Genomic DNA, 20,669 nt, shown 5'->3' on the forward strand with positions numbered 1-20,669 from the left:
GGAGACATGATTGATTGGGGGACCTAATATGTTAGAGTTTGAAATGGATATGGACCAGTTAGCTAAGATTAAGGTAATTGGAGTTGGCGGCGGAGGTAGTAATGCCGTTAATAGAATGATTGAAAACGGATTGCAAGGAGTTGAATTCATTGCTGTAAATACAGATGCTCAGGCACTTCACTTATCTAAAGCTGAGCATAAATTACAGTTAGGAGGAAAGCTTACGCGAGGTTTAGGTGCGGGAGCGAATCCAGAAGTTGGTAAAAAGGCTGCTGAAGAAAGTAAGGAGCAGTTAGAAGGAATATTAACTGGTGCGGATATGGTATTTATCACTGCTGGTATGGGTGGTGGAACAGGAACTGGAGCGGCTCCCGTTATTGCTGAAATTGCAAAAGAGATTGGAGCTTTAACTGTTGGTGTTGTTACTCGCCCGTTTACCTTTGAAGGACGAAAGCGATCAAATCAAGCTGCAGGCGGAATTTCAGCTTTAAAAGAAAAGGTAGATACGTTAATTGTTATACCTAATGATCGTCTGTTAGAAATCGTAGATAAAAACACACCAATGTTAGAAGCTTTCCGTGAAGCGGATAATGTCCTTAGACAAGGTGTTCAAGGTATCTCAGATTTAATTGCTACACCTGGTTTGATTAACCTTGACTTTGCAGATGTTAAGACAATTATGAGTGATAAAGGTTCTGCATTAATGGGGATTGGTGTTGCTACTGGAGAAAATCGCGCTACAGAAGCAGCGAAAAAAGCTGTTTCGAGTCCATTATTAGAGACTTCTATTGATGGGGCTCAAGGTGTTCTTATGAACATAACTGGTGGCACAAATCTAAGTTTATATGAAGTACATGAAGCGGCTGAAATTGTTTCATCAGCATCCGACCAAGAAGTAAATATGATTTTTGGTTCGGTTATTAATGAAAACCTAAAGGATGAAATTGTTGTTACTGTAATTGCAACTGGTTTTAAAGATCAAGATACTATAGGAACTCCAAAACCGCAGCAACAGCCAAAGTCAAACCTTGGGAAAAAACCGATTACTCAGCAACAAGAAGAACATACATTTGTTGAACGACAACCACAGGGACAGCAAGAGTCGGTTGATACTTTGGATATACCTACTTTTTTAAGAAATCGTAGGGGTCGTTAATTTTAGAATATGAAAAGGCTGGTTTATAAGTGTCTATTTTTTAGCAAAAGACACTTATGAATCAGCCTTTTTTGTATAACCAGAATTTATAAATTTCTAACTTGGAAACTGTCTAGCGCAAGCAGCCTATGAGCTCGGTCATTTTAGTCAAGCAACTGACTACAATTACCTCTTGAAATCCTTCGTTGATTAGCTTCATGCTGCTTTGCTCCTGCGGTTACTCGTCGCACAAAACACTGCTTCGAGGGAGCTTACTCTTACTACGAAGCGGTACTTGAAGACGCAGAAGCACGTAAGAAGCCAAAGAGCAGCTGCTCGTGACCAAGGAGCTTGCGCTTTTCTTAACTAAATAAAGAGGAACCAATTTAATTGTCGGATAAATTTCTCTCATAGGTAAAATCACCTATTTTCGTTTCAAAAAAAGAAGATATATTAAAGGTTTATTCAGTAATATTTTTGACATCGTAACTACACTACATAGTGATTTGAAGCTCCGTCGAATAGTATTAGATTACAGGTAGCCACTTTCATGGAAATTTGTGAAAACGAAGACGACAATTTAACTGAAAAAAAACTAAAATTTCTGCAATTCTATCGGCATAAACTGACAGACTTATAAATATGATCTGATATATACTAGTTTCAAATTCTTAAAGAATTGAACGAATGAACAAAATATATTTATTGGCTAAATGACAATATGCACACAGCAATTTCGATATTGTTGGTGGTATTTTTGTTTAGTTTAAGTAAAAAATTCTCTACACAATAATAAGCAAAAAGAAAGGAGCGCATATGGCGATATATTTAGATGTCATATGGTTTCTAAATTTCTGTATTGATCTTTTTTTATTGTTATTGACGGGTATTGTCTTAAAAAGAAAATTAGTTAAATGGCGTATGATTGCTGGAGCGATGATCGCTTCTAGTGTAATTTTCTTAGTGCTGACTCCACTTAGTACAATTTATTACCACCCAATTTTTAAATTGTTATTTTCTATAGTGATTTGGGGGTGGATTAATAGCATTACATTATTTCTTTAATAACGAAATGGTTATTTTGAATGGAGTAGTGACAACAAAATCTAATGGTTTTGGGACGCCAATCAGTTGGATTTTACTGATTGTTGGTTTTCCGTTAATTTGGCTTTTCTCAAAAAAGCGCTTGGAACAAATTGAAGTTAGAAAAATTAAGTATGAAGAAATTGTTCATGTGGACTTGTTTATAAATGAAAACTATTTACCAATTAAAGGTTTGATAGATAGTGGTAACCAACTACAAGATCCTATAACAAGGAAGCCTGTTATGATAATAGATATGAGTGATCTTCAAGATAAATTCCCTAAAAATATGGTTCATTTGGCAAAAAATCCAGAAATGATTGGTGATCCTAATTTTCCAATAGGAAAGGAATGGGAAGAAAAGCTTTCTATTATACCGTATAGAGGTGTTGGCCAAGTAAACCAATTTATTATTGGCATAAAGCCAGATAAAGTTATGGTTACAGATGAAAGTGGAGAGAAGTTAGATTGTAGTAATGCAATCGTCGGCCTAAATTTTACGAATTTGTCTTCAGAAGGTGATTTCCAATGTATTTTACATCCGCAGATGCTAATTCAAGGTAAGAAGCGTTTAGCGTAATCATAGTAGTGATTTTGGTCTATGTAGATTATTAAGATAGAAATAAGGGGGTACATACATGGTAAAGCTTAAATTAAAACTAACATTAATTTGGTACAAACTACTAATGAAATTAGGTCTAAAGGCAGATGAAATATATTATATAGGGGGTAGTGAAGCTCTACCACCGCCACTTTCTAAGGACGAAGAAGAGCATCTTTTAAGCAAATTACCTAGTGGCGATAAAGCAGTTAGATCAATGTTAATCGAGCGTAATTTACGTTTAGTTGTTTATATTGCAAGAAAGTTTGAAAATACTGGCATAAACATTGAAGATTTAATTAGTATAGGTACTATTGGGTTAATAAAAGCTGTAAATACCTTTAACCCTGAGAAGAAAATTAAACTAGCAACATATGCATCAAGGTGTATAGAAAATGAAATATTAATGTATTTACGTAGAAATAATAAGATACGTTCAGAAGTTTCCTTTGACGAACCTCTAAATATTGATTGGGATGGAAATGAACTTCTACTTTCTGATGTTTTAGGAACAGAAGATGATATTATTACTAAAGGTATCGAAGAAAAAGTAGATCGGAAATTATTGGTTAAAGCACTTCATACTCTAAATGATAGAGAGAAGCAAATTATGGAATTACGCTTTGGACTAGCAGGGGATGAAGAAAAAACGCAGAAAGACGTTGCTGATATGCTTGGAATTTCACAGTCATATATATCAAGATTAGAAAAAAGGATAATTAAACGCTTAAGAAAAGAGTTTAATAAGATGGTCTAACAAGAAAAAAATTTTTTGAGGGTCAAACCCCTTATTTACCAATCATTAGACATAATCTTTGTGATTAAGTCTGATTAGTCAATGCATATTTTTCCCACCTGAGGAGATACTTACACTTGTACAACAACTCCTGTAAGGAGGGAAAGAATTGACACGAAATAAAGTTGAAATTTGTGGTGTTGATACATCCAAGCTGCCTGTATTGACAAACAAAGAAATGCGTGAGCTGTTTGAAGATCTTCAGAGTGGTAACATTTATGCAAGGGAGCAGCTAATTAACGGGAATTTACGATTAGTTTTAAGTGTAATTCAACGATTTAACAACAGAGGAGAGTATGTTGATGACTTATTTCAAGTAGGTTGTATTGGATTAATGAAATCCATCGATAATTTTGATTTAAGTCAAAATGTAAAGTTTTCCACTTATGCAGTACCAATGATTATAGGTGAAATTCGACGTTATTTACGTGATAATAATCCAATTCGAGTTTCAAGATCACTAAGAGACATTGCTTATAAGGCTTTACAAGTGAGAGATTCCTTAATGAGTGAGAAAAGCCGCGATCGAGAACCAACGATTCAAGAAATTGCCAAAGTTCTAAACGTTCCAAAAGAGGATATAGTATTTGCACTAGATGCAATTCAAGATCCAGTGTCACTGTTTGAACCAATTTATAATGACGGTGGGGATCCTATTTATGTTATGGATCAAATCAGTGATGACAAACAAAAAGATATACAATGGGTAGAAGAAATTGCTTTGAAAGAAGCAATGATACGATTAAGTGAAAGAGAAAAAATGATTTTAGATATGAGATTTTTTCAAGGTAAAACTCAAATGGAAGTAGCAGATGAAATTGGTATTTCTCAGGCTCAAGTGTCTAGACTTGAGAAAGCTGCTATTCAACAAATGAATAAACATGCGAAAGCTTAAGGTAACCTTTAAAAGGTTACCTCTTTTTTATACTTTAAGTTTAACGTCACTAAAGGAGTAAAGTTTAAGAAACTACGGCTTTCGTACAGGCTTAAATCTTTTTATCTCATTATGAAGTGGCAGTAAGACCCCCACCTCAAAATTTCAGAAAGATCGAAAAGTTTAGGCGGTGGATTAACTGCCGATATAGATCGATTAACTTTCATCAGTGAAAGCTTTTGATTACTTATTCTTTGAGCTAGAGATTAGTTAACCTAACAATAAGTGGTTATGAAGGAAAACTTCTACAGATTGAAGTTCAGCTTTATTGGTTTTGTTAGATTATTCAAGGGAAAGGAAAAGTAAATATATTGCCCACTCGTACATATAATTAATATATGAAAAGGATTGGAGGAGAGGGCATGATCAAAATATCAGAAATTCAGGCGAAAGAGATTGTAAATGTATCTAACGGGAAGGTGTTAGGACATATTGGAGATTTGGATATCAACCTAGAAGAAGGGACAGTCAACTCTCTTATCATTGGTGGAACAGGTAGGATGTTGACATTTTTAGGGGGGAAGGAATCGGAAATAGTAATTCCTTGGGAGAATATCGTTAAGATCGGGTCTGATGTAATTTTGGTTAGGCTAGAAGATAAATAAGATGAGATACTCTATTGGGAAATAGAAAAATATGTTAGAATAAAAAAAGATTGACATGATCCATATGTGCAAATGCTGGTTAGTCTCATTTTAGATCTAATACTGACTTCTATACATAAATGAGGCTTTCCATTTTTACATAGGTATCCAATGGTTGAGTAAGGAAGTGAAGTTGATGGAAAATGAACCTTTTATCCCGTTAAATAGTAATATTTTAACAATAGACCCCTTTAATAAGTTTGACGATAAATTAATTGTCGGATTTTCAACAAGGAATAATGGTTATAGTATAAAACCGTATGAGTCGTTAAACTTAGGTCTCCACGTTCAAGATGATGAACAAAAAGTAATATTAAATAGAGAAAAAGTTGCAGAAGATTTGAAAATTTCATTAAAAAAGTGGGTGTTTGCTGAACAAGTTCATAGTAACAAAATAAAAAAGATATCCCAAAAAGATTGTGGCTCTGGAACTTTGAATATTGCAAGTGTAATAAAAGGAGCTGATGGACTTTATACTAAAGAAGCGAATGTGCTGTTAGCAAGTTTATATGCTGATTGTGTACCACTTTATTTTTACTCTCCTTCAAATGCACTAATCGGATTAGCGCATGCTGGTTGGAAGGGTACAGTTGGGAAAATTGGAACAAATATGGTCCACATGTGGACGGAAGTTGAAAAGGTTTCTTTGGATTCGATTTATGTTGCAATAGGCCCATCAATTTCGCAAGAAAGCTATGAAGTTGATGATTATGTTATTGATAAAGTAAATAAAGTAATAGTAGATGAATATCAATTGCCATATATAAAAGTTAATACCAATCAATATTTATTAGACTTAAAACTTTTAAATAAGCAACTACTTTTGGCGACTGGAATAAAAGAGGAGCAAATTTTTGTGTCAAACTACTGCACATACAAAAACTCAAAAACGTTCTTTTCTTATCGTCGTCATCAGCAAACAGGTAGAATGATGAGCTTTATTGGTAGAAAGTAAAGGAGGTAAGTTACGTTGACAGTAAAAGAAAATTTTGAAAAAATTCAGCATGAAATCCAAGTCGCCTGTCAACGAGTTGGAAGAAATGTAGAAGATGTAAAAATCATTGCAGTTACAAAATATGTTAGTGATGAAAGGGCAACGGAAGCCATTGAAGCTGGAATTAAACATATTGGAGAAAATAGAGCAGAAGAAGGCTTGAGAAAATGGCAAATTTTAAATGGTAAGGCGACATGGCATTTTATTGGGACACTTCAATCCCGTAAAGTTAAGGAAATTATTGAGCAATTTGACTATATTCATTCTCTTGATCGACTCTCTCTAGCAAAAGAGATCGAAAAGCGAGCGAAGAAAAAGGTTAAATGTTTTGTGCAAGTTAACATTTCACAAGAGGCAACTAAGCATGGGCTGGATGTAAAAGGTGTTATTCCTTTTATTTCTGAGCTATCTCAATTTCCATCTATTGAAGTGGTCGGATTAATGACTATGGCACCTTATGTAGAAAACCCAGAAGAGACAAGAAAATATTTTTCTGCCCTGAAACAACTTCAAAAAGATGTACAAGCACTACAACTCCCTTATGCACCTTGTGCTGAATTATCTATGGGGATGTCTAACGATTTTCAAGTCGCAATCGAGGAAGGAGCAACCTATATAAGACTTGGTACTTCGTTAGTAGGAAAAGAAATCTAGATTAATAAGTTAATATCATTAGTATATTATCCAAATTCGTCTATAAAAGGGAAAATTGATAAAGGAGAGCCGGAAATGAGCATGAAAACTAAATTTAAACGTTTTTTTGAGTTAGAAGATGATCAATATGAGTATGAAGATGAAACTACTCAAAGCGAACAAAAAGTAATGGAAGAAGAATATTTACCACGTAAACAAGAAAAAAAATCTGATAAGAATAATGTTGTTAGTTTACAGAGTGTACAAAAATCTGCAAAAATGATGTTGATTGAACCAAGAACATATGATGAGGTTCAAGATATTGCTGACCATTTAAAAAATAGAAAAGCTGTTGTTATTAATTTGCAACGGATAAGTCATGACCAAGCAAAACGAATAGTCGATTTTTTAAGTGGAACAGTGTATGCTATAGGAGGAGATATTCAAAAGCTGGGTGCAAATATTTTCCTTTGTACGCCTGATAACGTTGATGTTACAGGTACAATTTCAGAAATTATATCAGAATAAATTTAAAAAGTTAGGTGGTTAGTAAAAATGGGTGCAATTGAAGGTATTATTATTCAACTATTACGCTTATATTCCTGGGTTGTCATTGCCTATATTTTAATGTCGTGGTTTCCAAATGCTAGAGAGTCTTCGATTGGTCAATTTATTGGATCAATAGTTGAACCTTACTTAGCTCCTTTTAGAAAGATAATCCCACCACTTGGGATGATTGATATTTCTCCAATTGTTGCTATCGTTGCTTTAAACTTTGCAACTTATGGTGTTCATGCCTTGTTCTCAATATTTTAATAAGGTTTCATACTAATGAGTATTTATGAACATTTTCGAAAGGAAGAACGTCCGTTTATTGATCAAGTACTAGAGTGGAAAGAAACTGTCAAAGAGCGTTATGTACATAAGTTAACAGACTTTTTAGATCCGCGTGAACAACAAATTGTGAAAATAATTATTGGTCAGGATGAAGATATTCGTTTAGCTTTTTTCGGTGGGAATCATACAGCTGAGCGTAAAAGAGCTTTTTTATTCCCACCTTATCTTGAAGTACAAGATGAGGATTTTCAGTTAGCTGCTTTTCAAATCAATTATCCTCATAAGTTTTTAACGCTAGAACATCGTGATTTTTTAGGGTCTTTGATGGGATTAGGTTTAAAGAGGGAAAAGTTTGGTGATATAAATATACTTCAAGACCAGGTGCAGATAATTGTTGCCTCTGAAATAAGTAGCTATGTTGAAGCTAACCTTCAAACTATTGGACGAGCTTCTATTAATTTAGACAGTATTCCACTTTCAAAAATAGTAATACAAACTGAAGAATGGCTTGAAAGGACAATCACTGCTAGTTCTCTCCGACTTGATGTTGTTCTATCAGAAATTTACCAGTTATCAAGGTCGAAAATAACACCATTGATTGATAACAAAAGAGTAAAAGTAAATTGGAAAATTATTGAGCATCCGGCTTACCAACTTCAAAACGGTGATTATTTATCTGTTCGTGGGTTAGGGAGAAGTAAAATAATTACCATCCAAGGTAAAACAAAAAAAGATAAATGGCGACTTGATGTTGGAATACGAAAATAATTGTAATTTCCTAGAGGGATTTATTCTTTTGTGTCGAATGATTAAGTGTGAGCCTATAGAAGTACAATTATAATAACTTGAAAGTTTAGAAATTTAGTACACGAATAATAACGAACATCTTAGTTTTTCTGTGATCTGTGATTAATATTTGGAGGTGGCATATATGCCTTTAACACCATTAGATATTCATAATAAAGAATTTAATAGAGGTTTCCGTGGATATGATGAAGATGAAGTCAATGAATTTTTAGATCAAGTAATTAAGGATTATGAAATAGTTCTTCGTGAAAAAAAAGAACTTGCAGATAAAGTAATAGATCTTGATGAGAGATTGGCACATTTTTCAAATATTGAAACTACACTAAATAAATCAATCTTAATTGCCCAAGAAACAGCAGAAGAAGTTAAACGAAATGCTCAAAAAGAAGCGCAATTAATTATTAAAGAAGCTGAAAAAAATGCTGATCGAATTATTAATGATTCTCTTTCTAAATCACGAAAAATTGCTTTAGAAATTGAGGAGTTGAAGAAGCAAGCATCAGTTTATAAATTAAGGTTTAAAATGCTAATTGAAGCCCAATTGGAATTGCTAGGTAGTGATGATTGGGAAGATATTACAAAATCGGATTCAGATGAAAGAAATGAATTAGTCAGAGAAGGCTAAACTTGCTTGACGTTGAATTATTTTTTATCATATAATACGTGTATTAATCTGAACATAAAAAGGCAATGATAGGGACAGTACTTTTTACAAGCTATTTGAAAGCGAGTTAGGGACAGTGAAAGCCTGATATATAGCTGAATAAAGGAATATCACCCTAGAGCCTCACACCGAAATATAATACCAACTACAATTCTACATATATGTGGTAACATAGTTAGTGTGTTTTAGTAGGCTGTGACGAATCATTCACGTTACGAATTTTAAGCGAACAGTTATGTAACTGTTTATCAGGGTGGTACCGCGGGTAAACCTTCTCGTCCCTACTATAGGGATGAGAAGGTTTTTTTGTAGTCTAAATAATTTTGTTAACTGGATCGAAAAATGAAAGCAAAACTACGCATTTTGCTAGTCGAACAAATCCAAGTTTTACTAAACTTAAAAACCAATTATAATACAAAAGAAAAAGTAAAAGTGAAACCAGTATTTTCACTCTTGCTCTGAAAAGAAAAGTTTTCTACTACTTTTTAGAAATGTAAATTAGCATTTAAATGAAAAAATAGTCAAACCAAGGCTTCCGCTATAAACTGCGGAATTCAAAGTTTTTCTAATATGAAATAAATTGATGGAGGCAAGTGGAATGGATTATAAAGAAACGTTATTAATGCCAAAAACAGAATTTCCGATGCGAGGGAACCTCCCTAATCGTGAGCCGCAAATTCAAGAAAAATGGAATGAAGTAAATATTTACGCAAAAGTTCAAGAAAGAACCAAGGATCGTCCATTGTATGTTTTGCATGATGGTCCCCCTTATGCAAATGGTGATATTCATATTGGTCATGCTTTAAATAAAATTCTAAAAGATTTTATTGTTCGGTACAAATCAATGTCAGGTTTCCAAGCACCGTATGTTCCAGGATGGGACACACATGGGTTGCCAATTGAAACTGCATTAACAAAGAATGGTAAAGTTAAACGCAAAGAATTAACTGTAGCTGAGTTCCGTAAACTGTGTGAAGAGTATGCACTAGATCAGGTTGACCGTCAACGTGAACAGTTTAAACGTTTAGGTGTAAGGGGAGATTGGGAAAACCCATATATTACTCTTCATAAAGAATATGAGGCGCAGCAAATAAAGGTATTTGGTGAGATGGCCAAAAAAGGATATATTTACAAAGGGAAAAAACCAGTATATTGGTCTCCATCTTCTGAATCAGCATTAGCAGAAGCAGAAATTGAGTATCAAGATAAACGCTCTCCTTCTATTTATGTTGCTTTTAATGTAAAAGAAGGAAATGATGCAATAACAGGTGATGAAAAAATCATTATCTGGACAACAACACCTTGGACAATTCCAGCTAACTTGGCAATATGCTTACATCCTGAATTGGAGTATTCTGTAGTGGAAGTAAATGGTGAAAAATATATTGTTGCATCAGCACTATTAGAAACACTTGTTAAAGAATTTGAGTGGGAAAATTATGAAGTTGTAAACAAAGTAAAGGGTGCACAATTAGAAAATATAAAAGCGGTTCATCCACTGTACCAAAGAGATTCGTTAGTAATTCTTGGGGAACATGTTACAACAGATGCTGGAACAGGTTGTGTCCATACTGCACCTGGACATGGGGAAGATGACTTTATTGTTGGGCAAAAATATGGGCTAGATGTATTATGTCCTGTTGATGATAAAGGTCACTTTACAAATGAGGCTCCTGGTTTTGAAGGGCTATTTTATGATCAAGCTAATAAGCCAATAACTGAAAAACTTAAAGATACAGGTGCTTTATTAAAACTAACTTTTATGACACATTCATACCCACATGACTGGCGTACGAAAAAACCTGTTATTTTTAGAGCTACAGCTCAATGGTTTGCATCAATTAAAGACTTTCGCGATCAGCTTTTAACGTCAATTAATGAAGTAGAGTGGGTACCAGCTTGGGGTGAAACGAGACTTTTCAATATGGTTCGAGACCGTGGAGATTGGTGTATTTCAAGACAGCGAGCTTGGGGCGTTCCGATACCAGTATTTTATGGCGAGGATAATGAACCAATTATTACTGATGAAACAATCGAGCATGTTTCGAACTTGTTTAGAGAACATGGATCTAATATTTGGTTTGAGTGGGATACGAAAGATTTACTACCAGAAGGCTTTACATCGCCACAGAGTCCAAATGGTATCTTTACAAAAGAAACTGATATTATGGATGTTTGGTTTGATTCAGGTTCGTCGCATCAAAGTGTATTAGTGGAAAGAGAGGAATTACAACGTCCGGCTGATCTTTACTTAGAAGGTTCAGACCAATATCGTGGTTGGTTTAACTCATCTTTATCAACTTCAGTTGCAGTATCAGGTAAAGCACCATATAAAGGTGTTTTAAGCCATGGTTTCGTTCTTGATGGTGAAGGGAGAAAGATGAGTAAATCACTAGGAAATGTTGTTGTTCCAAATGACGTAATGAAACAATTAGGTGCAGATATACTTCGACTATGGGTTGCTTCAGTAGATTACCAAGCCGATGTACGTGTTTCTGATTTAATTTTAAAACAAGTTGCAGAAGTATATCGTAAAATTAGAAATACTTTCCGATTTTTATTAGGAAATCTACACGATTTTAACCCATCAACTGATCGTGTAGCATTGAATGACTTACCTCAATTAGATCGTTACATTTTGATTAAGCTTAATAAACTTATTAAAGAAGTTAAGTCAAACTATGATCACTATCAATTTGCAGGGGTGTACAATAAAGTTCATAATTTCTGCACGATTGAATTAAGTTCGTTCTATATGGATATTGCAAAGGATACATTATATATTCAACATAAAGAGCATTTAAATCGTCGCTCAATTCAAACTGTTATGTATGAAGTATTAGTTTCGTTAACGAAACTTGTCGCACCTATTTTGCCACATACAGCTGATGAAGTGTGGCCATTTATCCCAGGTATGGATGGTGACAGTGTTCAATTGACTGATATGCCTCAAGAGGACACGACTGTATATAATGATGAAATTGAAAGCAAATGGGATCAAGTGCTAGTTCTTCGTGATGATGTATTAAAATCATTAGAAACAGCAAGAAATGAAAAGAAAATTGGTAAATCACTAACAGCTGCTATAAGTCTTTATCCGAATTCAGAAGTGAAGCAATTGCTTTCGTCAATTGACGAATTAGAAAAATTATTTATTGTTTCTAAAGCTGAAATTATGGGAGATAAGGCTTCAGCTCCTGAACATGCTGAATATTTTGATACAATCGCCATTGTCGTACAGCCAGCTACTGGTGAAACATGTGAACGTTGTTGGGTTGTTTCTGAAACGGTTGGAAAAGATAAGGAACATCCTACGCTTTGTTCGAGCTGCACAGACATTGTAAAAGCTCATTATTAAACGGATAGTAACAGGTTTATTTCTGTAAGGTGAAAGCAAAACAGATTTCTCAAATCTGTTTTGCTTTTTTTATTTTATGAAATTTTTACGTTTGTTAAATAAAACATATATTATTTAGTAAATCTTGTTTCGTCTAAGGAAAGAAACGGAGGATAAACTATATTTGAAACCCTCTTATCCAAAAGGAGGCGAATGAGATGGGTAAATATGATCAAATAAAAGAACAATTGATAGCAGAAAAAATTCGAATAGAAGAACGGTTAAAGGAAACTGATCGTTACGGGTTAGATGAAACAATGTCTTTTTCAACAGGAGAACTATCACAATATGATAATCATCCTGCAGATACAGCGACAGACACGTATGAGAGAGGTAAAGATATAGCATTATATGAACATGTTCATCAAGAACTGGAAGATGTTGAACTAGCTTTACAAAAAATTGAAAATGGAACATATGGAATATGTGAAGTATCAGGGAAAGAAATCCCATTGGAAAGACTTCAAGCTTTACCTACAGCTCGTACAGTAATTGAATACAGTAAGGAAAATGAAATTGCCAGAGAAAGACCTGTTGAAGAAGATGTATTAGAAAATTTCGATAAATTTAATTTTGATAATAATTATCGAGAGACCGAATTTGATGCTGAAGATGCTTGGCAGTCTGTTGCACAATTTAATGATAATTCGATGGTGTTTGAAGATTCTAGCTTAAATAGTAGTGAAGAGTTAATTGGTTATGTAGAAGAATTAGATGCATTTGCATCTACAGATATTACGGGCTATAAGGGTGATGAAAATATTGAAATTGTAAGAAACGTTCATTACGATCACTATATGGATCAACTCGATCGGTTAGAGGCAAGTGACGAGAGTGAATGAATCTTCAATCAGAAGGGGACCATTTCTCCTTCTGATTATTTACTTTTTTTACCTGTATACATAAATTTACCATGAAGTACGATATCAATTGTTCAAACCGCGCTCCTATGCTAAAATCAAGAAGGTGTGCAACATATGGAGAAGCGGAGGAACAAAAGTGAAATATTATATATTAGCATTAAGTGTCCTAATTTTAGATCAAGTAACAAAATGGTTAGTTGTTACAAAAATGAATTTAAATCAACAAATTCCTGTTATTGAAAGAGTATTTTATTTAACTTCTCATCGAAATAAAGGCGCAGCGTTTGGTATTTTGCAAGGGCAGATGTGGTTATTTTTTATTGTTACTGCATTTGTAGTGGCTTTTGTGGTTTACTATCTTACCAAATATGCAAGTCAAAGTAAATTGCTTGGGGTATCATTAGGTTTAGTATTGGGTGGAGCAATTGGAAATTTTATTGACAGATTATTCCGTGGCGAAGTTGTTGATTTTATTGATGTTTACATTTTTACATATGATTTTGCAATATTTAATGTTGCAGATATGGCATTGGTAGTTGGAGTAGGACTATTAATGATACAAATATTTATGGAAGACAAAAATGCAAGGGAGAGCAAATGAATGGAACATTTTGAATGGATAATTGATGAGGCGGTTCAGAACGAACGTTTAGATAAGTGGATTTCCTCACAAGATAATGATTGGTCTCGAACACAAGTCCAACAATGGATGAAAGAAGGAAACCTAAAAGTAAATGGAAAGAACATTAAAAGTAATTATAAATGCCAAAAAGGTGATAAAGTATTGTTAGAAGTGCCAGAACCTAAAATTTTAGATGTTGAGCCAGAGGAAATGAATTTAGATATTGTATATGAAGATCAACATGTCCTTGTTGTAAATAAACCTAGAGGGATGGTTGTTCACCCAGCGCCAGGGCATTTATCTGGAACTTTAGTTAATGGTCTAATGGCCCATTGTAAGGATTTATCAGGAATTAATGGTGTTCTACGTCCAGGGATCGTTCATCGGATTGACAAAGATACATCAGGATTGTTAATGGTTGCAAAAAATGATAAAGCACATGAATCACTTGTTAATCAATTAAAAGATAAAACAACGACAAGGATCTATAAAGCAATTACCCATGGTGTGATCGCGCATGATCACGGAACAATTGATGCCCCTATCGGTAGAGATAGACAAGATCGACAAAGTATGACAGTTACTGATGAAAATAGTAAGGAAGCTGTAACCCATTTTACTGTATTAGAAAGGCTAAAGGATTTTTCATTAATAGAGTGCACACTTGAAACAGGGAGAACACATCAAATTCGTGTTCATTTAAAATATATTGGTCACCCAATAGCAGGGGATCCAAAATATGGACCGCCAAGGACGTTAAAGTTACCAATTAACGGCCAAGCACTACATGCTGCTGTTTTAGGATTCACCCATCCAGTTACAAACGAAAGGTTAACTTTTGAAAGAGATGTACCTGAAGACTTTCAACATTTGTTAAATGAAATTAGAAAAACTTCTAATTGACAGGTTTGAAGAATTTTGTCATAATGTAAGAGAAAAGAACATACTAGCCCTTTAATTACAGTCCCGTGAGGCTGAGAAGGAACTTAGGATACGTACAGATATTAATCTGTTAATTTACGTATGCTTATAAACCTCTCATCTTCGGTGAGAGGTTTATTCTTTATAAGGGAATTGTTCTGAAAATATGTAATGAAGGTGGTGCCAACTTGTCTAAAGCAACGGTTATTCTTGATCAGCAAGCTGTGAGAAGAGCATTAACGAGGATCGCACATGAAATTATTGAACACAATAAAGGAATTGAAGATTGTATATTAATTGGAATTAAAACAAGAGGTATTTTTATTGCTAATCGACTTGCAGAACGGATAGAAGAAATTGAAGGTTCTAAAATTAGCGTTGGGGAAGTAGATATTACGTTATACCGCGATGATTTATCTCATAAGTCAGCAAATAAAGAACCACTATTAAAAGGAACATCTTTTCCGGTTGATGTAAATGAGAAAAAAGTTATTCTAGTTGATGATGTCCTGTATACAGGAAGAACAGTTAGAGCAGCTTTAGACGCCATTATCGATATCGGAAGGCCTTCACAAATACAGTTAGCCGTTCTAATTGATCGTGGACATCGCGAATTGCCAATAAGACCAGATTATATAGGAAAAAATGTACCGACATCAAAAAGTGAAATGATCGTTGTAAAACTTACAGAAGTTGACACCCAAGATGAAGTTACAATTGAACAAAAAACCTCCCTTTAAATGAGTCCTGTGAGGCTTGCAAGGGGTACTCCTCTTACTGAACTATGCTCAATGATAGTTCAAAAGGATGACCGTACCTCTTTGTGAAATCAAAGAGGTTTTTTGTATGAAAATCAAGAGGAGAGATGTTATATGTACAACAAAGAAGTAGGAATTCGTGAAATACCAAAGGTTGATAAATGGTTAGTATTAAGTTTACAGCATTTGTTTGCGATGTTTGGAGCAACAATCTTAGTCCCTTATTTAGTAGGTCTAAGCCCAGCAGTCGCGCTAATTTCTAGTGGATTAGGTACACTTGCATATTTATTTATTACTCGTGGTCAAGTACCAGCATATTTAGGTTCATCGTTTGCTTTTATTGCGCCAATTATTGCGGCTTCAACAATTGGTGGTCCTGAAGGAGCGATGGTCGGAAGTTTTGTAGCGGGATTAGTTTATGGAGTAATAGCAATAGTAATTAAGAAATGCGGAATCAGTTGGTTAATGAATATCTTGCCACCAATCGTTGTTGGTCCTGTAATTATGGTAATCGGTTTAGGTTTGGCAGGTGTTGCTATAAATATGGCAATGAATAATCAAGTAACAGGTGAATATAGTGGAGTATTATTTTCAATCGCACTTGTAACGTTAGCAATTACAGTGTTAGCATCAATGTTCTTTAAAGGTTTTTTCGGACTTATTCCAATTCTAATCGGTATAGTTGGTGGATACACATATGCATACTTTCAAGGTGTTGTTGATTTACAACCTGTAAGAGATGCAGCTTGGTTTGCAATGCCAGATTTTATTGTTCCATTTGTAACGTATACTCCAGCATTTTCGTGGGAAATTATACTGATTATTGTCCCAATTGCAGTAGTAACAATAGCAGAACACATTGGTGATCAAATGGTTCTTAGTAAAGTAGTGGGAAAAAATTTCATCAAAAACCCTGGTTTACATCGCTCGCTTTTAGGTGATGGGGTAGCGACAATGATTTCAAGTGTACTAGGTGGACCACCTAATACAACATATGGTGAAAATATTGGTGTAGTAGCTTTAACTCGTGTTTACAGTGTTTTTGTTATCGGTGGTGCTGCGGTGTTAGCAATAATGTTCGGTTTTGTAGGTAAAATTGCTGCATTAATCTCAACAATTCCTACAGCGGTTATGGGCGGTGTATCGATCCTTCTATTTGGTATTATTGCTTCAAGTGGGTTAAGAATGTTAATTGATAATAAAATTGATCTAGGTAAAAAACGTAACCTAATTATTTCATCAGTAATTTTAGTAATTGGTATTGGTGGAGCGTTTATTCAAGTTTCTGATACTATTCAAATTGCAGGTATGGCTTTGGCAACAATCATTGGGATTGTTTTAAACCTTATATTACCGGGAAGAGAGAACGTAGATACTAATGCAATGTTTGTAGAAGATGATGCGAATGAGCAAAAAATTGCAGCTTAATATTAATCCCTTTAATGAAGTACAGAGAGACTTGAAAGGGTGTTAACTCCAGAGAAATGAGTATTCATGTCTTCTCTTTAGAGCACCCTTACGAAAAAAAACGTAAGGGTGCTTTATTTTTGAAAGTTAATGGTTTGTGTGTTATGAAACGCATGTATGTTTTCTTAGAAATAACTTTGTTAAGGCTAAAAGTTAGGTTAATGACAAATCGCTAATAGAGGTACAATAAACAAAACGTATTAAGTTAAGTAAGCATTGAAAGGGGAACGAAAAATGAAACATTTATTAACAATCACAGAGCTTCACAATGAAGAAATTCTCGAAATTCTATCTGAAGCACAACAGTTTTCTGAAGGGAAAATTTGGACACCAGCAAAAGAGCAGTTTGTGGCAAATCTTTTTTTTGAGCCGAGTACACGTACAAAGTTTTCTTTTGAGGTTGCGGAAAAAAAATTAGGACTTCAAGTATTAAATTTTGAGACTCAATCTTCAAGTGTTCAAAAAGGTGAAACTTTATATGATACGGTGAAGACTTTAGAAGCGATTGGTACAAATGCAGTAGTTATTCGACACCCTCAAGATCATTATTTTGATGAATTAGTAGATGGTATTTCTATTCCTATCATAAATGGTGGTGATGGATGTGGTCACCATCCAACTCAATGCTTACTTGATTTATTAACAATGCAACAAGAATTTGGAAAATTCATTGGCTTAAATGTCGTAATTGTTGGTGATATTCGTCATAGCCGAGTAGCTAGATCCAATGCTGATGTTCTAAAAAGATTAGGGGCAAATGTATATTTTTCTGGTCCAGAACCGTGGATGGATGAAACAATGGTAAATGGTAATTATGTGAGTATGGATGAAGCAGTACAATTTGCAGATGTAATGATGATGCTTCGTATTCAACATGAACGCCATGCTTTTAAAATGATTTCTTCAAAACAAGAATACCATCAAATCTTTGGGTTAACTATTGAAAGAGAAGCTCAGATGAAACCGAAAAGTATTATCATGCATCCAGCACCAATCAATCGTGACGTAGAAATTGCTAGCTCGCTAGTTGAGTGTAGTAAATCTCGTATATTTAAACAAATGACAAACGGGGTTGCTGTAAGGCAAGCGGTATTAAAACGAGCTTTACAACTTAAAAAGGAGGTTGTTTTAAATGGCTAAATTAATAAAAAATGGTAAATTTCTAACGGCAGATGGGGTATTAAATAAGATTGATCTTCTTATCGAGAATGATACTATAATAAAAATAGAAAAGGATATTGACGTAGCCGGAAACGAAGTAATTGATGTAGAGGGGAAATTAGTAGTACCGGGCTTTGTGGACCTTCACGTTCATCTAAGAGAACCAGGTGGTGAATATAAAGAAACAATAGCAACAGGGACACTAGCAGCAGCACGCGGCGGATTTACTTCAATTGCCGCAATGCCAAATACTCGTCCTGTACCCGACTCAAAGGAACAATTAGAGTGGTTAAATAAAAAGATTAAAGAAGACGCAGTTGTTAGAGTTCTACCTTATGGAGCAATTACTGTTCGTGAGTTAGGAAAAGAATTAACAAACTTCTCAGAACTAGCCGAAAGTGGAGCATTTGCTTTTACTGACGATGGTGTTGGTGTACAAAATGCAAATATGATGCTTGCAGCTATGAAAGAAGCAAAAAAAGTTAATAAAGCGATTGTAGCTCATTGTGAAGAAGAAACATTAATTAATAAAGGTTCGGTTCATGAAGGTGAATTTTCTGAAAAAATGGGACTGAGAGGAATACCATCAGTGTGTGAATCGGTACATATTGCTAGAGATGTACTTCTGGCGGAAGCTACTGGAGTACACTATCATGTTTGCCATATTAGTACGAAAGAGTCTGTTCGAGTTGTTCGCGATGCAAAACGCGCAGGAGTTCGGGTAACAGCAGAAGTAACGCCACATCACTTATTATTATCTGATGAAGATATACCTGGGCTAGATACAAATTATAAAATGAATCCACCTTTAAGAGGTCCAGAGGATAAAGTAGCTTTAATTGAAGGGCTACTTGATGGGACAATTGATTTTATCGCTACTGATCATGCGCCACATTCGTTAGAGGAGAAAAGTGAGTCGATTGAGCTTTCTCCATTCGGTATAGTTGGGTTGGAAACAGCATTTCCGCTTTTATATACTTACTTTGTTGAAAAAGAAATAATAACGCTAAAAGAATTAGTAACTCTTTTAACTTCAAAGCCATGTGAGGCTTTTGGCTTACCATACGGTACTCTGGAAGTTGGAGGGAAGGCTGATATTACTGTTATAGATCTAAATCACACTGAAAAGATTGATCCAGATAACTTTTTATCTAAGGGGAAAAATACTCCTTTTGCAGGGTGGGAATGTAAGGGCTGGCCTGTATTAACAATTGTAAATGGTGAAATTGCTTGGAAAAAGGAAGGGGCAACTGCATGAAACGTCAATTAATATTAGAAAATGGAACTGTTTTTGTTGGAAAAGCTTTTGGTAGTGAGCGTGAGCAAATGGGAGAGGTTGTGTTTAATACAGGTATGACAGGTTACCAAGAAATTTTATCTGATCCTTCGTATTGTTCACAAATCGTTACATTAACATATCCACTAATCGGGAATTACGGTATAAATCGTGATGACTTTGAGTCAATCAAGCCATCCATTAATGGTCTAATTGTGAAAGAAGCTGCCAAATATCCAAGTAATTGGCGCAATGAAGAATCAATAGATGAGTTATTAAAAGCTCTTGATATCCCAGGATTAGAAGGGATTGATACAAGAAAACTTACTCGCATGATACGTGAGCATGGGGTTCTGAAAGGGAAACTTTGTTCAATGGATGTGAATGTTGATGAGGTTGTTCGTGAACTTAAAGGCACTCCACTCATCGAAAATCAAGTATCAATGGTTTCTACAAAGGAATCATACAATAGTCCAGGTCGAGGCTTCCGTGTTGTTTTAGTAGACTTTGGGATGAAAAAAGGTATCCTTCGCGAATTAAATAATCGAAATTGTGATGTTGTTGTTGTGCCGTATAATACTACTTGTGAAGAAATTTTACGTTTAAACCCAGATGGAATTATGCTCAGTAATGGCCCAGGGGACCCTGTAAGTGTTCCAGAAGCTATTGAGATGTTAAAAGAGCTTTTAGGTAAAAAACCGATATTTGGGATTTGTTTAGGTCATCAATTGTTAGCACTAGCTTGTGGAGCGAAAACAACAAAACTTAAGTTCGGTCATCGTGGGTCAAATCATCCTGTAAAAGAATTAATTACAGGAAAGATTGATATCACTGCACAAAACCACGGATATACAGTAGAAGAGTCATCAATTAAAGATACAAGATTAACTATCACTCATATTTCTGTTAATGATGGGACAGTTGAAGGAATTGAACATCTTGATTATCCAGCCTTTAGTGTTCAATATCATCCAGAAGCATCTCCAGGACCAGAAGATGCCAACGATTTGTTTGAACGCTTTATGAATTTAATGGAAAAAAATATTGAAGCAAAGACGCTAGCTAGGGGGTAACAA

Annotated in this window: 19 protein-coding genes, 1 pseudogene and 1 other annotated feature; all 20 genes and pseudogenes read left to right on the forward strand. The window is 34.7% G+C overall.

Translation table 11 applies throughout. The features are described from left to right. Positions 1-28 precede the first annotated feature (28 nt). The 20 genes and pseudogenes from ftsZ (at position 29) to BKP45_RS19580 (ending at position 20,666) form a co-directional block, all read left to right on the forward strand. The gene (gene ftsZ / locus BKP45_RS19485; protein ID WP_071390839.1) at positions 29-1,156 is read left to right on the forward strand and encodes a cell division protein FtsZ; all 1,128 of its coding nucleotides are present in this window, start codon (positions 29-31) and stop codon (positions 1,154-1,156) included. A gap of 795 nt (positions 1,157-1,951) precedes the next feature. Beyond that, positions 1,952-2,798: pseudogene (locus tag BKP45_RS19490) on the forward strand (sigma-E processing peptidase SpoIIGA). A 58-nt stretch (positions 2,799-2,856) separates the two neighbouring features. After that, positions 2,857-3,576, forward strand: a complete 720-nt coding sequence (sigE, locus tag BKP45_RS19495) for an RNA polymerase sporulation sigma factor SigE (RefSeq protein WP_071309848.1) — start codon at positions 2,857-2,859, stop codon at positions 3,574-3,576. Between the two features lie 148 nt (positions 3,577-3,724). After that, the gene (gene sigG / locus BKP45_RS19500; protein ID WP_071309847.1) at positions 3,725-4,510 is read left to right on the forward strand and encodes an RNA polymerase sporulation sigma factor SigG; all 786 of its coding nucleotides are present in this window, start codon (positions 3,725-3,727) and stop codon (positions 4,508-4,510) included. A 401-nt stretch (positions 4,511-4,911) separates the two neighbouring features. Continuing rightward, a complete protein-coding gene (locus BKP45_RS19505; RefSeq protein WP_071390840.1) occupies positions 4,912-5,154 on the forward strand; it encodes a YlmC/YmxH family sporulation protein in 243 nt (80 codons plus the stop codon). Between the two features lie 175 nt (positions 5,155-5,329). Further along, positions 5,330-6,148 (forward strand): peptidoglycan editing factor PgeF, encoded by an 819-nt coding sequence (gene pgeF, locus BKP45_RS19510; protein WP_084788075.1) that lies wholly within the window; start codon positions 5,330-5,332, stop codon positions 6,146-6,148. Positions 6,149-6,163: 15 nt separating this feature from the next. Beyond that, the gene (locus BKP45_RS19515) at positions 6,164-6,841 is read left to right on the forward strand and encodes a YggS family pyridoxal phosphate-dependent enzyme (RefSeq protein WP_071390841.1); all 678 of its coding nucleotides are present in this window, start codon (positions 6,164-6,166) and stop codon (positions 6,839-6,841) included. A 75-nt stretch (positions 6,842-6,916) separates the two neighbouring features. Further along, a complete protein-coding gene (locus tag BKP45_RS19520; RefSeq protein WP_071390842.1) occupies positions 6,917-7,348 on the forward strand; it encodes a cell division protein SepF in 432 nt (143 codons plus the stop codon). A gap of 27 nt (positions 7,349-7,375) precedes the next feature. Further along, positions 7,376-7,636 carry a YggT family protein gene (locus BKP45_RS19525; RefSeq protein WP_071390843.1) on the forward strand — a complete coding sequence of 87 codons (261 nt, stop codon included), beginning with the start codon at positions 7,376-7,378 and terminating at the stop codon, positions 7,634-7,636. A gap of 15 nt (positions 7,637-7,651) precedes the next feature. After that, positions 7,652-8,425: a YlmH family RNA-binding protein gene (locus tag BKP45_RS19530; RefSeq protein ID WP_071390844.1), complete on the forward strand. Its 774-nt coding sequence runs from the start codon at positions 7,652-7,654 to the stop codon at positions 8,423-8,425. 163 nt (positions 8,426-8,588) lie between these two features. Further along, on the forward strand, positions 8,589-9,089 hold the full coding sequence (locus BKP45_RS19535) for a DivIVA domain-containing protein (RefSeq protein ID WP_071309841.1): 501 nt from the start codon (positions 8,589-8,591) through the stop codon (positions 9,087-9,089). Positions 9,090-9,145: 56 nt separating this feature from the next. After that, positions 9,146-9,414, forward strand: a binding site (T-box leader). A gap of 312 nt (positions 9,415-9,726) precedes the next feature. Further along, the gene (gene ileS, locus BKP45_RS19540; RefSeq protein ID WP_071390845.1) at positions 9,727-12,486 is read left to right on the forward strand and encodes an isoleucine--tRNA ligase; all 2,760 of its coding nucleotides are present in this window, start codon (positions 9,727-9,729) and stop codon (positions 12,484-12,486) included. A 197-nt stretch (positions 12,487-12,683) separates the two neighbouring features. Continuing rightward, on the forward strand, positions 12,684-13,367 hold the full coding sequence (locus BKP45_RS19545) for a TraR/DksA C4-type zinc finger protein (RefSeq protein ID WP_071390846.1): 684 nt from the start codon (positions 12,684-12,686) through the stop codon (positions 13,365-13,367). 157 nt (positions 13,368-13,524) lie between these two features. Beyond that, positions 13,525-13,989, forward strand: a complete 465-nt coding sequence (gene lspA, locus BKP45_RS19550) for a signal peptidase II (RefSeq protein ID WP_071390847.1) — start codon at positions 13,525-13,527, stop codon at positions 13,987-13,989. Continuing rightward, a complete protein-coding gene (locus tag BKP45_RS19555) occupies positions 13,990-14,913 on the forward strand; it encodes an RluA family pseudouridine synthase (RefSeq protein WP_071390848.1) in 924 nt (307 codons plus the stop codon). It abuts the gene before it with no gap. A 206-nt stretch (positions 14,914-15,119) separates the two neighbouring features. Beyond that, positions 15,120-15,671 (forward strand): bifunctional pyr operon transcriptional regulator/uracil phosphoribosyltransferase PyrR, encoded by a 552-nt coding sequence (gene pyrR, locus BKP45_RS19560; RefSeq protein ID WP_071390849.1) that lies wholly within the window; start codon positions 15,120-15,122, stop codon positions 15,669-15,671. Between the two features lie 132 nt (positions 15,672-15,803). Continuing rightward, positions 15,804-17,117 carry a uracil permease gene (gene uraA / locus BKP45_RS19565; protein ID WP_071390850.1) on the forward strand — a complete coding sequence of 438 codons (1,314 nt, stop codon included), beginning with the start codon at positions 15,804-15,806 and terminating at the stop codon, positions 17,115-17,117. Between the two features lie 273 nt (positions 17,118-17,390). Beyond that, positions 17,391-18,296: an aspartate carbamoyltransferase catalytic subunit gene (locus BKP45_RS19570; protein WP_071390851.1), complete on the forward strand. Its 906-nt coding sequence runs from the start codon at positions 17,391-17,393 to the stop codon at positions 18,294-18,296. Then, positions 18,289-19,575 (forward strand): dihydroorotase, encoded by a 1,287-nt coding sequence (locus BKP45_RS19575; RefSeq protein ID WP_071390852.1) that lies wholly within the window; start codon positions 18,289-18,291, stop codon positions 19,573-19,575. Before BKP45_RS19570 ends, BKP45_RS19575 begins: the two co-directional genes overlap by 8 nt. Then, complete coding sequence (locus tag BKP45_RS19580; protein ID WP_071390853.1) at positions 19,572-20,666, forward strand: carbamoyl phosphate synthase small subunit; 1,095 nt, start codon at positions 19,572-19,574, stop codon at positions 20,664-20,666. The genes BKP45_RS19575 and BKP45_RS19580 overlap by 4 nt, the downstream gene beginning before the upstream one ends. Positions 20,667-20,669 lie beyond the last annotated feature (3 nt).

It is taken from the genome of Anaerobacillus alkalidiazotrophicus (genome assembly GCF_001866055.1).